Origin of the sequence: Mesorhizobium sp. NFR06, from assembly GCF_900115245.1 — a bacterium.
Taxonomy (GTDB): domain Bacteria; phylum Pseudomonadota; class Alphaproteobacteria; order Rhizobiales; family Rhizobiaceae; genus Mesorhizobium.
The window spans coordinates 18,397-30,488 of record NZ_FOVT01000024.1 but is presented as its reverse complement, the minus strand read 5'-3'; the positions used below and the strand labels follow the sequence as shown (position 1 = coordinate 30,488).

Annotated in this window: 13 protein-coding genes and 1 pseudogene; 2 read left to right on the top strand and 12 right to left on the bottom strand. The window is 59.7% G+C overall.

Translation table 11 applies throughout. From position 1 onward, the window contains the following. Nucleotides 1-197: 197 nt before the first annotated feature. The 8 genes from F3H96_RS28185 to F3H96_RS31395 form a co-directional block, all read right to left on the bottom strand. Entirely contained in the window at nt 198-707 is a 510-nt protein-coding gene (locus tag F3H96_RS28185) for a DUF892 family protein (protein ID WP_149804919.1), read from the bottom strand. Between the two features lie 80 nt (nt 708-787). Further along, a complete protein-coding gene (locus F3H96_RS28180) occupies nt 788-1,654 on the bottom strand; it encodes a DUF3618 domain-containing protein (protein ID WP_149804918.1) in 867 nt (288 codons plus the stop codon). Continuing rightward, nucleotides 1,651-2,043 (bottom strand): phage holin family protein, encoded by a 393-nt coding sequence (locus F3H96_RS28175; protein WP_149804917.1) that lies wholly within the window; start codon nt 2,041-2,043, stop codon nt 1,651-1,653. The genes F3H96_RS28180 and F3H96_RS28175 overlap by 4 nt, the downstream gene beginning before the upstream one ends. Beyond that, complete coding sequence (locus F3H96_RS28170; RefSeq protein ID WP_149804916.1) at nt 2,040-2,639, bottom strand: hypothetical protein; 600 nt, start codon at nt 2,637-2,639, stop codon at nt 2,040-2,042. The genes F3H96_RS28175 and F3H96_RS28170 overlap by 4 nt, the downstream gene beginning before the upstream one ends. An 8-nt stretch (nt 2,640-2,647) precedes the next feature. Next, complete coding sequence (locus F3H96_RS28165) at nt 2,648-3,127, bottom strand: PRC-barrel domain-containing protein (protein WP_244620190.1); 480 nt, start codon at nt 3,125-3,127, stop codon at nt 2,648-2,650. A 357-nt stretch (nt 3,128-3,484) separates the two neighbouring features. After that, nucleotides 3,485-3,835: a divalent metal cation transporter gene (locus tag F3H96_RS31405; protein ID WP_244620189.1), complete on the bottom strand. Its 351-nt coding sequence runs from the start codon at nt 3,833-3,835 to the stop codon at nt 3,485-3,487. A gap of 35 nt (nt 3,836-3,870) precedes the next feature. Next, complete coding sequence (locus F3H96_RS31400) at nt 3,871-4,020, bottom strand: hypothetical protein (protein WP_244620188.1); 150 nt, start codon at nt 4,018-4,020, stop codon at nt 3,871-3,873. Nucleotides 4,021-4,026: 6 nt separating this feature from the next. Further along, nucleotides 4,027-4,233: a divalent metal cation transporter gene (locus F3H96_RS31395; RefSeq protein WP_244620187.1), complete on the bottom strand. Its 207-nt coding sequence runs from the start codon at nt 4,231-4,233 to the stop codon at nt 4,027-4,029. 1,717 nt (nt 4,234-5,950) lie between these two features. On the opposite strand from F3H96_RS31395, the gene F3H96_RS28145 reads away from it, so the two are divergent. After that, nucleotides 5,951-6,250: a DUF1236 domain-containing protein gene (locus F3H96_RS28145; protein ID WP_149804915.1), complete on the top strand. Its 300-nt coding sequence runs from the start codon at nt 5,951-5,953 to the stop codon at nt 6,248-6,250. 1,281 nt (nt 6,251-7,531) lie between these two features. Here F3H96_RS28145 and F3H96_RS31390 read toward each other — a convergent pair. Next, nucleotides 7,532-7,669 (bottom strand): annotated as a pseudogene (locus F3H96_RS31390) (CsbD family protein); the annotation flags it as partial. A gap of 680 nt (nt 7,670-8,349) precedes the next feature. On the opposite strand from F3H96_RS31390, the gene F3H96_RS28130 reads away from it, so the two are divergent. Continuing rightward, nucleotides 8,350-8,907 carry a DUF1003 domain-containing protein gene (locus tag F3H96_RS28130; RefSeq protein ID WP_149804914.1) on the top strand — a complete coding sequence of 186 codons (558 nt, stop codon included), beginning with the start codon at nt 8,350-8,352 and terminating at the stop codon, nt 8,905-8,907. A 932-nt stretch (nt 8,908-9,839) separates the two neighbouring features. Here F3H96_RS28130 and F3H96_RS28120 read toward each other — a convergent pair. From F3H96_RS28120 to F3H96_RS28110, 3 genes are all read right to left on the bottom strand, one after another. Then, the gene (locus tag F3H96_RS28120) at nt 9,840-10,049 is read right to left on the bottom strand and encodes a hypothetical protein (RefSeq protein WP_149804913.1); all 210 of its coding nucleotides are present in this window, start codon (nt 10,047-10,049) and stop codon (nt 9,840-9,842) included. 60 nt (nt 10,050-10,109) lie between these two features. Beyond that, nucleotides 10,110-10,295 carry a hypothetical protein gene (locus tag F3H96_RS28115; RefSeq protein ID WP_149804912.1) on the bottom strand — a complete coding sequence of 62 codons (186 nt, stop codon included), beginning with the start codon at nt 10,293-10,295 and terminating at the stop codon, nt 10,110-10,112. A 389-nt stretch (nt 10,296-10,684) separates the two neighbouring features. Next, nucleotides 10,685-11,989 (bottom strand): divalent metal cation transporter, encoded by a 1,305-nt coding sequence (locus F3H96_RS28110; protein WP_149804911.1) that lies wholly within the window; start codon nt 11,987-11,989, stop codon nt 10,685-10,687. Nucleotides 11,990-12,092: the final 103 nt, after the last annotated feature.

The following is a 12,092-nucleotide window of genomic DNA, read 5'->3' as shown; positions in this document are numbered from 1 at the left end:
AGATGGGCGAGATCCCCTTGGCCGCAGCCAACGCCTGGTTCAGCAAATTGTTCCAAGGGGGCCTGCAATCAATGTCGGGGTCCGGCGGCGCGAGTAACCCAAGCCGAAACCACATGCTGGCAGAGGCAGAGGAGGATCGAGCGCGACCCCAACCGGTGGGCCTTCCGATTGTTTTCCTGACCCCGGTCTGTCCTAAGTCAGCGTTTCGCACTGTCGCTGTCGACGTCTGCCCGTGTCAGGAACTGCATCGTAACCTGCGGCAGATTGTTCTTCAGCCACTCCGCCATGGCCTCCTCTTCGCGCAAATTCTGTTCGCACAGGCGAGCGATCTCCGCCTCGCCCGCGGCATTTGCCGCGGCGATGAGGATCGAATAGGACGCAATTTCCATATGTTCGAACGTGTAGCTCGCCAAAGAGCCTTTCATGACCTCGTCGCCGGCAAACACGCCGCTGAGCGACTGTGCCGTGGCGGTGAGCTTGCCGAGTGCGTCCTTCAACATGGACGATCCTTCACCAAGGGCATCCAGGCAGGTCTTTAGCCGCATCGCCTGCTCTTTGGTCTCTTCCAGATGGCTGCGAATTCGCTCGCCCAGTTCAGGGTAGCTCTCTATCCGGCTCAGTTGGCCTGATAGCATCGTCTCTGCCTGTTCCTCCATTGCGTGAGCGTCTCTCAGCCATTGGATAAGCCATTCGCGCGATTCTGGCATTTCATCGGTCTCCTTCAGTCTGGCGCGCCCCACTCCTCGGCGGCGTGGACTGTTTCTTGAACGTGCCTTCCGAAATGCAATCAGGACGTCTTGGCAGGCGAGGGTTCGGCATCGGAAAGCTTCTCGCGAGTGGATTCGTCGGTCTTGTCGGCCGCCGCCTTCACGACCCCGCTGGCCTTCTCAGCCAGCGTGCCTTCGCGCGTGGCCTGCCGCCCGGCTTCGTCACTCGCCGTCTCATAGGCTTCGGCCGCGACTTGCTTTGCAGCATCGAGGCCTTTTTCAAGCGTGGCCTCGGCATTTTCCCGAAGCTTTTCGCGATAGCCGCCCAGCTGCTCGTCCTCGACTTGCGTGTGAGGCAGCATGGCCCCGATCGCGGCTCCGAGCGCGAGCCCTACAGCAGCTACCGCCAGAGGTTGATTGTGCAAAAGCTCCTGCGCGGAGCGGCTGGCGCTCGTTGCTATATCGGCCGTAGCTGCCGCCGAGTCCGTAAGCACGTCCGCTGCGCCGCTTGCCATGCCTGATACGGTTCGTGCCGCTTCGCTTGCCATTCCCGAGACAGTCCCGGCTGCCCGGGTGGCCGATTCGCTAAAAGAGGACGCCGCCCCGGAAGCCGTCGAACCGATCCCGGCCTCGAATGCTCCGTGCTCCATGCCACGGCCCCGATGCGCCGCAGCACCCGTACCTGCTGTAGGGGCGGGAGCGCCGCTGCCAAGCATCAGCCAGGCTAGGCCGACGCCAATTACGGTCAGCGGCAACGGATTGTCCCGCACTTGGACCTTCAGATTGTGGAGTATATCGGAGCCTACACCCCCCCTGAAAAGCCCAGCGAACTCGTCGAAGAGCTGGCCGGGGGTCATCTTGTCGCGAATGGAGTCGGCGGTAGCCACCACCCTTGCGCGCGTGGCCTCGGCCTCGCGTTCGAGTTCGGCTGCGGATTTCTCGCTCATCTGGCTTGTTCCTTGATGACTTTCACGTCACGCTTGAGCTGTTCCTGTGTGCGGTCCGGCGCGAGTTCGGAAGGTGCCATGCTTGCCATGCCCGTCCGCAACAGGAACACGCCCAGCGCCGCAACGACCACGCCAACGAGCAAGGCGGACCAACCAGCGCCAAGCCCAAGTCGCGCCAGGGCAATCACAAGCGCCTGCAGCAAAACCAGCAGCGCCGCGAGCAGGCATATCGCGCCGCCCAGCACCTCGACGGCGCCTGCGCCAGCCTTGGTTGCGTTCTCCGAGATTTCCGCTCTTAGGAGCCTGGCCTCGGTTTGCACGAGCGTACTCACCTGCTGCACCAGATCGGCGACTAAGGTGCCGAGACTTGCGTTGTCCTGAGTGTTCATTCCTTGAGCTCCGCTGCCTTCTTGGGAACACCGCCTTTGGAGGTGGGTGCCGCATCATTTGACAACCCGCTGGTTTCCGCACTGGCTTGCCTTAGCCCGGCTGGACCGTGCGTTGGTCGGCGCATACCAGGTGGAGAAGCCTTTATGAATCGTCCGAGGGCCAATCCGGCCAGAACCGAGCCGGCAAGAAGCGTTCCAGGGTTCTGGCGGCCGAAGGACTGAACTTCTTCAAGCACGTGTCCGAACGGCTGCTCTTTCAACGAGGAGGACAGCCGTTCCAGTCCACTCGCGGCTTCCTGCATGAATTTCGAGGCTGCGCTCTGGTCGCTGCTGGCCAGGTGATCGCTCGCGGCGCGCAGGGCGCCGCCAAATGCGGATAGGCTCGATGCGATATCGCGCTGCGTCTGCCCGGCTTTTTCGGCGACCGCCTGCTGGGCTTCGGCGGCATACTCCCCAGCTCTGCGGGCGACCTCCTCGCGGGCATCGTGCAGCGCTTCGCCGGCGCTTCGGGTTTCTTGCTGAATTCGGTCAGAAATTTCATCCTTCGCCTTGGCGAAGTCGGCAGTCTGCCGGCCCAGATGGTTGTCGCGCTGCATGGTGCCTCCTAGTGAAAGCCGAGGAAGGAAAGCACCGCGAGCACGACGACGATCAGACCGATGAGATAGATGACACTGTTCATGGCGCAGCCTCCTCGATACCAATCCGAACTTCGCGCCGCCTGCGATGTTCCCCGGCCGAGCAGCTTTTTTAGCAAATTGTCATATGACTTCCGGCTGCGCCTTCGATACGGCAAGCTCCCCGTCTGGACATGGCAGCCGCGGGCGCGTCGGATCGGAAACGTCGATCTTGTCCCAGGGAATACGATAGAGAGCTCGCGACGCAGCCCTGAAAAGTCGAGCAACGCGGTGCCAACAGTGGAAGCGGACAAGCGCTCAAAGGCGGCGAAGATACCAACATGGAATTCGACGACGACGAGGTCGTCGCCGTCCCGCTCGGCGATGATCTCCTCGATATGGCCGATGCTCCTGCCGCGTTCGGAGAACACGCGCCTGCCGGCCAGATGATCGAGATTTACTGTCGCCACGCTCACGCTCCCGGGATCGTGCCGACGACGCGTTCGCGCAGCCAGACCTCCCAGGCAAAGATTTTGGTCCGGCGCACGTCGATGTCGACTTCGGTCTCCGCTCCGATGTCGCGCACCTTGTTCCACGCTATCCGATGCGGCCGCGCCTGGGGCTTGTCGCTCAGCCTTGCCGCGAGCCGCGGCTACCCACCGCCCGGGCCGGGCGCCAAGCCGGCGCGCCAGCGCGATCGAGCCGAGTTCGACGGCAATGACCTTGGGCGGCTTGCCCGGCCTTAGTTCGGCGACCACGCCGTCCACCTTGCCGATCTTGACCTGCTCACGGTCGACGACCTGTTTGTTTATCGCGCAGGAGCTGCATCAGGTGCCTCCGAAGGTCTGCAGCGGATTGGTCATCACCGCGAGCACGAAACCGAGCGCGATGACGAAGATCACCGCCGCGTTCGAAACGAGACCGTTGCGGTGCTCGCCGACATAGCGGTCGTCATTCAGCAAGAAAAGGAGGGGCACGACCGTCAACGGCAGGCTGGCCGCGGTCAACGCCATCGAGAAGATGGTGAGCCTCAACGGATCGAGACCGAGCGTTATCGGGACGGCGGCAAGAATGAGCGTCAGCGTGTAGACCAGGCTGAAGCCGGGATCGTCGCGCGACCTGAGATCCTCACCCCAGGTCCAGCCGAAGCTCTGGGCGACGAGATAGGCCTGCTGCAACGCCACCTCCAGCGCGGCGCCGAAGCAGGCAATGGTCAGCGATGCAACGAAAGGATGAAACCCCAGAATCCGAATATCGGGATCAGCATCAGCGGTAGTTGGTCGTAGTCGCCCACCTCGGTCACGCCATGGGCGCCGAGCACCAGCGCTGCCACGATCAGAACGCCGACCGAAATTCGTCCCACCGAAACTCATGCCGAGCCCGGCAATCGCCCGATTGGTGCCCAGATAGCTCTTGTCCCACTGATCCTCGATCGCGAGGAATAGAACATGGAAAGGTAAGGCGATATCGACGCTCCGAGAATACTGACGGCCATGAACCAGTATTTCGCCGCATCGTGCTGCGGCAAGCGGGGCATGGCACCGGATGCTATCTCATTCCAGTCTGGGTGAAGCATCACGGCTGCCACGAAGAAGCAGAATAACGTCGCCCGTGGCCCGCTGCCCGGCAGGCCGACGACGGGCCGTCCATCGCTCCGCACGTGCGTGCGGGGCGATGGATGCTCGCCCCGGCCGTAGCAAACCACCGCAACAAACGTTTATTCCTCTCGGAATCCTGCAACGATGCATGGCGAAGGTCTTCCTCGCCGCGCAGGTGCCTCACGCGACCGATCAGCCCCGGCCTGACCCATTTGGATTGCGGGCCGCTTCATGCCCTTCGGCGCCTCCTGGACGCGTTGCCAGAGCCGTTCGCGCGTCTCCCGGTTCAAGACGATGAAGGAGCTACCGACGTAGCGCCCAGTGCCCCGCTCGGCCATGAGTGCGAACGCCGGCTGGCCGGGCTCGCGCTCGACGCCGAGGAGATCATATTTCGACGGCGTATGCCGTCGCAATCTACGTCGTCTAAGGTGAGGCGCTAGCGCATTCCATGCCCGCTGTCCCAGCACTGCAGGATCAGATCCTGAAAATCTCAGGGAATTTCAACCGCGTACTCCTCCCGCGATCACCTGCTAGACCAGACGCCGATTGCAAATAGTGTGCGTCTCAGGTCGGTTGAAACGCGGCTTTGCTGTTGCTCGCCGAAGCCTTGGCGATGTCTCAATGTGAATTACTCGATGAATTACTCGCCGCATGGGGCGCCTCGTCGATCACGCCGAGGGGACGCCTCTGACTTATACTGCGCTCCAGTAGAGCGCGCGACTCTGCGATTCGGCGAGAGTGTGCCATCGTATAAGACAAATCGGCAATGACTTCCCGTGTATCAGTTAGCTTCGCCCGCTTATCGATGTTAAACGGATCCATAGCACACGTGCTCTCCCACCGCTAAACACAACATAGCGTGGGCAATGGAACCGGCAAGGAAATCGGCCGTAACAAATTTCAAAAGCTAGGCACTAACCACGCCGCTTATGTTTCGCAGCCAACCCTTACATCCTGCGTCTGCCTGCATCCGCCCGTAAAGTAGGACAGGAAGTTGGCAAGGTCCGTTTCCGCGACGGCATCTTTGTTGACCGATAGTATCGGCATTCCTATGGACAAGCCGTTCGCCGGGCAGATCGTCATGGTGAACATCATCTCCGGCAATGATTACCTCGCGTTCCGAGCGGCGCGATGTTTGAAGTGCAGCAACTTTGAATACGAGCCGAAACAGGAGCCCGAAAAAGAGCGGGATGTATCCAGAACATTCCGCCTGTTCCGCTATTGTAAGGGGTCGGGTGGCCCTGGTTTCAAGACCCTCCTCCTCACACGCCGGCTCCCGCCCGGCGGGTTTCTCGAGAGAAGGACGACCGTCGAATCGGCAAGTTCGAGGGCCGCCGGAGCCCAAAGGCTATGAAGTCAGCAAACTGTGTTGCGCGAGGTCCGGTCTGTTGCCACCGGTCCATTTATGTCACGACTCGGGCAGGCGAATTCGCGGATCCGGCTTTTTCGACAGGCTGGTCGGTGCCAATCGGCAGGGTCGACAACACGGCACGCAGCAGTGTTGGTAGGTCTCAGGGGGGTTGAGACCAAAGTCCCGGCTCTCGAGCGAATAGGGCCCAAATCCAATTTTCACTGAAACATTTCCCACCAGAACGCCATTGTTTTACGGGATCGCTGAGGACAGTCCCTTATCGGCGGCTCTGTTGGCTGTGCCTGCCAGCATTCAGGGATGGGACGTATCTGATGGAGTGGAGAATGAAGTCGTTAGTCATCAATTCTGTGGCGGGCCTGATGCTTCTGACAGGCGCCAGCGTGGCAATTGCGGACACCGTCGTCCTGGCACCCGAACAGGAAACTACGATCCGCGAGTACGTGAAGAAGGAACCCCTTGCGTCCATCAAGTTACCTGGGGTCGAGTTGAAAGTCGGTTCCTCAGTACCGGAGAAAGTCGAACTGCACAAAGTTCCGAACGTAAAATATGAATACACAGTAATCGACAACCGCACGGTGGTGGTCGATCCGGCGACCCGTACGATCATCAAAGTGCTTGACTGATGTTGTCTTCGGGCCAGGAGCGCCATCTGGCGCACTTAGCCGGTCATCGTGGCCGGTAATGTCGCTCATCGTCGACATGGGACGGCGCCAACCAGTTCGATCACCGGGCCGTCGTCACCTTGGTCGTCTGCAAGATCGAATAAGGCTGCCAATAAAGCGGAGTTGAGAGGCTAACGCGATCTTCTTGGGCGCATCGCCGTACAGTTGCGGTGATGGCGACCTCATGGCCGATGTAGATGCTGCCGCTTCTGCATATCAACGAGTCTGGATAGGCAAGCCAGTTTTAATGTCCATAAATCGTCTGCAACCATGCGCCTAAAGCGACCGACATGTGCTCAAGTAGGGCCACCTCGGAACCTAAACCGTTGAAATTCGTTGCCTTTCTATGTTCAGTGACCGAGAAACTATAATCGTCGAAATCTGTTTGCTTGTTGCGGTGCCGGTTTCGGTCGGCTTGGCGGTACTGACGACAGTCATTTTTCCCGGATGAGTTTTTCTGGTCAATTTCCCTGCGTTTTCCATGCCATCACAGCCCGGTAGCCCAGAACTGCGGTCGCCCTGATGGGGCGCTCTCCCGACGCATCAATTGGCACCTAGTCTAACGCCCGCCACTCGACGCAATTGTCTTGAAACGGAGTAGAACCGTACGGAACCATGCGAATTTAGATGCAAGCGGTCGATCCCTCCGGGATATAGGCGTTTTCGAAATCGCACGAAGCCCATCGCTCACGCTCATTAGCTGCGACGGGCTTTTCGCATCAGTGCCCGCGAAGCCTTGCCAAATGCTCCCGGCTCATTGCCACCATTTCCTCTAGGAACTTGCGAGCTGTTTCGATGGCTTTAGCGCTTTCCTCCGGGCGCCTGCGGACGGCTTATGGCGGAAGGTGCTGAGTCAAATGCGGACAAGATCGTCGTCTTCGAAGTGATGGCTGCGGAGGTGGATCTCGGGGGTTGGCGTGATCATCGCACGGCTAGCGCGAAGCAGAAATCACGCTGTCATCCTTGCCCGGTCGATCGCTTCAGAATCTCCACAATGCGGGAAGTCGGCACGTCGTCCTGCCACGGTGGATATCAAGCCGTTCCGTCGAAGTTCCTGAAGCACACCGATTCAGGTGCACAGTGATAGTCCCAAGGCATCGCCAAGTGCTGCCTGCGTTATTGGCAGCTCCGCCACATGGTCCTCGATATGGCCGGCGGAGCGGAGGCGGACGATGAGCTCGCACAGAATGTGAGCCATGCGGGTATACGCGTCGCACCTTCCGATATTCGCGACCCACTCCCCTGCGCCTCGCCTTTTGTCTTTTGGACGACACCCTTGGCCTGCTCTTCGTGATTTCCGACAGCCCGTCCCGCCGCCTGCCTCGCGCTGCCGGCAGCCTCGTTAACGGTGCCCTTTACCTTGTCTGCGGTACTGCCCATGTGTGATCTCCATTGTGAATGTTGCTTATGCGCCGGTTCTATTTTCGTTCCTGCGATCTTGCTGCTTGCCACTGCGTCCATAAGGTGAGCTGGCCGCCAGCTTGTCGCTTGTTCAGGTCGATGGAGAGGCGTTACCAGCACCAGCGATGATCGGATCGCGAGCAAAATCCTCAGCAGAACGGCCCGTCTCGCTCAGCACGATCCAAATGAATTCAATCGCCATCATCGACGAAGAGGAAGGACTAGGACCTTCAAGCGTCTATCTTGTCGCGAATTTTTTGCGGCGAGTTTATCAATTGTATATGGCTTGGTCAGACGTTTCGTGCCGAAATCCCAAGTGCAATTGTGAACAATCGAGTACGCGTACACCCGGCGGTACAAGGACCTTTGGCCAAGGCGGGACCAGCTTCACCTTGTCGACCAAGTTCGTGTCCGGACATTTCTGGCATCACGACATCGGTAGAGACGAGCGATGGGTTGTTCCCACCTTCTATTGCCTAAAACGCTTCGCGCGGGTCACGCATGTCCTACCGAATAGCCAAGCTCTCGAGGCGCCTCAACGATGGCTCCGCGCAAGCGGATGGTCTGATGATGCAAGTCCGGCGTAAGTCGGCCGTCTCGAGTCGGAATGGATCGAATTGTCGGACAGTGAGTTAGGCTGCCTACACCGGAGATACACAATGCATCCGACGGCTACCCCAAAGGACAAGAGCTACGCCACTCCAACCGCGCCGGCGGCGCAAGGCCTCGCCCCTGCCTTAGCCCGTAACATAGAGGCCCTTGTGGAGAGGCGAAAGCGCGATAAGCAAGCGGCATCCTTGGAGGAACGGGCAGCGGCAGCAATCAGCAGCTTCGCCGGCAGCATGATGTTCGTCTACATCCACGTCGTCTTCTTTGGCGCCTGGATCGTTCTCAATGTCCCAGTCGTGAACCTTATCAAGCCCTGGGATCCATCCCTGGTCATTCTGGCCATGTTTGCTTCGGTCGAGGCGATCTTTCTCTCGACCTTCGTACTGATCAACCAAAACCGCATGGCGGCCGAGGATGATGCCAGGGCAGATCTCGATCTGCAGGTGAGCCTACTCAACGAGCATGAAACGACCAAGCTCATCAAACTGGTTGAGGAGATCGCCAAACGTCTGGACGTACACACCGAAGCGGACGCCGAGTTGAAGGAGCTGAAGCGGGACGTTGCGCCTGATGCGGTCCTCGACAAGATCGAGGAGGCAACGGATTAGGCGCGGTGGCTGACGGGATGTCCGCGACTGCGGCACCCCAAACCGTGGCTCATCGAAGAGACCGGACGCGATCTTTCGGACTGCTCAAGGGTGGTTTGGTCTGCGAGGTTCAGGGCGCCACGCGAAACGCTGATGGAGCAGAGTCTACCAGCCTTCACATCCCGAGCGTCTCAGTGCTTCCGGGGCCAGGCCGCACAGCCTCAGCAGCATCATCGCCCGGTCTCCTCAGCGCTTGGCGGTGTGATATTCAGCAGCCGCCTTCTGGCTGCTTTCGCACTTGCCTGCTCAGTTCTTATTCGGCTGCAAAGGGCAAGGCTAACGGCGAGCCCAATCCTGTCATCAAGCATCGTCTTTGCTTGCTTGAGAGAGTTCTATCGGCGCAATCGCTGCCTTGAGAGGCGACCACCGTGGCCGATGTGTCTCATGGGCGCCACGACCACCCTATGGTCTTGATTTTTCAGCATTTTTTCTTTAACATCAACTCGTTAGAACCTGCCGAGTGCACACGAATTTACGCCAGGATACTATCCTTTTCGCCACGTTTCGATCTCTCAGTGCACACGGAGCGCACACGAAAAAATGGCCACCTACACAAAGCTCCCGTCCGTTCCTGGCGTGTCCAAGTCCGTCGCAAAGGTCGCTACGTCAGCGAGACCTTCCTGCGCCGAGACGACGCACGGCGCTGGGCAATGGAAACCGAGCGCCAAGTCGACCGCGGTGAGACGCGTCCGCAATTGCGGGGATGAGATCGCAGTTGTGAAACAGACTTCGATGGCTTCGATGGGAACAGGGCCTGCGGTTTTGGAGACCGAATACCCTTTTCACATCTCATTGCTTACAAAGCATTATTTGGCATTTTTCGGATTTGTGGAAGGATTGGTGTAACAAAACTTTGTCGTCAGTACCAACATCGCTGTCCCAAAGCGCTTCTTTCAATGCCGGACTCTGCGCCGGCTATTTGCTGAGAGCCGCCTGCTCGTTGTAATCACCATCGTGCCGCCGCTGGCGAAGCGATGGTAAGCGGCAAAAAGCGGCTCATCGGTCTTCACCATCCGAGCCATTCGCGTGCTGAAGCCGCCGCCGACCGGCGACGAGAACGCCAGGACGCCGCCACCGACAGGCAGCGAGATGCCGGTGATCAAGCCGGGTCAGGTACCACCGCAGACGGGGCAATGAATTAGCCGCCGCGTGCTCGATAAAGGTCAGTGTTTACGCTTCCCACTCTCGGCAGGCTTGACGGTCGCCGACCTGTTGGCCTCGCGGATCATCTGCAAGGCCTCGTCGCGGGTGAGCCCGCATTTGCGGGCAAAATAAGCCGCCTCGTGGATCTCGGCGGGGGTGGCCGCCGCAACGCCGGAGTCGGACTGCCTATTCTTCTTCCTGGCCATCGGTTCACCGCGCCATGAATCACTTAGTCAGCTAAATATAGATCGATTGTTTGTCATTGCAAAATTCGCGGCAATGTCGGCGACACCGGCCGGTGCGACGCCTTCTTCGAGGCCGCTTTCGTCGTTGCCATCTATGCATCTCCTGTTGGGTGGAACCATCACCAACCCCATCCGAGGAGACTGTTCCGAAACGAATTTCAGCCGCGACCCCGGCGGAGAACATCAATTGTTATTGGCTCGCCGATTCACCGGTCGCTGCCCGTGCGGCGGGGATCCCGTGGCGACCGTGATCCCGCCCTTTCAAGGTCGGCCGCTAAGCAAGATCAGGTCGTCAGCCCAAGCCGGGTCGCCCGCGAAAGCCGCTGTCAGCAGCCTTCATCCCGATCGTCTCAGGCCAACCATCGCAGGATGAGCCCGATCGACGACATCCCCATCGCCAGTGTCGAAAGCCAGCCCAGCGCGCGTAGCCAGCCTTGGACCGGAAACTCTCCCATAACGTCCTGGCGCGCAGCCATGTGCATCATGACGACCATGACGGGGACGGCGCACACGCCGTTGATCACCGCGCTCCAATAAAGCGCCTTGATTGGGTCGATGGGAGTAAACATGATCCCGGTGCCAAGCATCGTGGCGGCGGCAAGAGTTGCGTAGAATGCCATCGCATCCTTGGGCTGGCGCTGCAGGCCGACCGGCCAGCCTAGCGCTTCGCCGGCGGCGAAAGCCGCCGAGCCAGCCAGTACCGGCACCGCCAGGAGTCCGGTGCCGACAATTCCCATCGAGAAGATGATGAAGGCGAACTCTCCGGCCACCGGCTCCAGTGCCTTTGCCGCATCGGTGGACGAAGCAATATCCGTCGCTCCTGCCTTGTGAAGCGTCGCAGCCGTGGTGAAGATGATCGCCAGCGCGATCAGATTCGAAAAAGCCATCCCCGTCAGCGTGTCGGCGCGTATCCGCCCCAATGCCCTCGAGGCCTGCCAGGGCGCCCAGCGCAGCGGCTCGGCGGTTGCCTTGAGTTCCTCCTCTTCCACCTCCTGCGAGGCTTGCCAGAAGAACAGGTAGGGCGAGATCGTCGTGCCAAGGATTGCGAGCAGCGTAGTGAAGAAGGTGCCGCTCCATTCGATATGCGGGATGAGCAAGCCCCGGACCGCATCAGCCCAGGGCACATTCGCCGCGAACATCGCAACGACGTAGGCGAACAGGCTCAAGGTGGTCCATTTGAGGACTTTCACATAGCGGGCGTAGTCGAGGAAGACGATCGCGCAGATGCACACGATTGCGAACACGAGGACATAGACTGGACTCGGCCCGCCAATCAGCAGTGTCAAAGCTTCCGCCATGGCGCTGAGATCGGCGCCGATGTTGATGACGTTGGCGACAAACAGCAGCGTCACCACGAGGTAAAGCAGCGGGGCCGGATAATGTCGGCTGAGGTTGCCGGAAATACCCTTGCCTGTGGTGCGGCCGATGCGAGCGGCGATCTCCTGAATCGCCGCCATCAGCGGAAAGGTGAACAGCATGGTCCAGCCGATGTTGAAACCGAGTTGGGCACCGGCCTGACTGTAAGTCCCGATGCCGGACGGATCGTCATCGGATGCGCCGGTGATGAACCCTGGCCCGATCGTGCGAAGGAACCGTCGGAACGGACCCTTGACCACGATTCCGCTTTGATCGATTTGCGAACCGGCCTCAGTCATAGCTGCCGTCCCTGCCTGTTCGTCGGCGAAAGCCGCGGGCTGTCGAGACGTGGGCGACAATCGGCACGAGTTTCATGCCAACGTTGAGAAGGCTGTTTCGTGT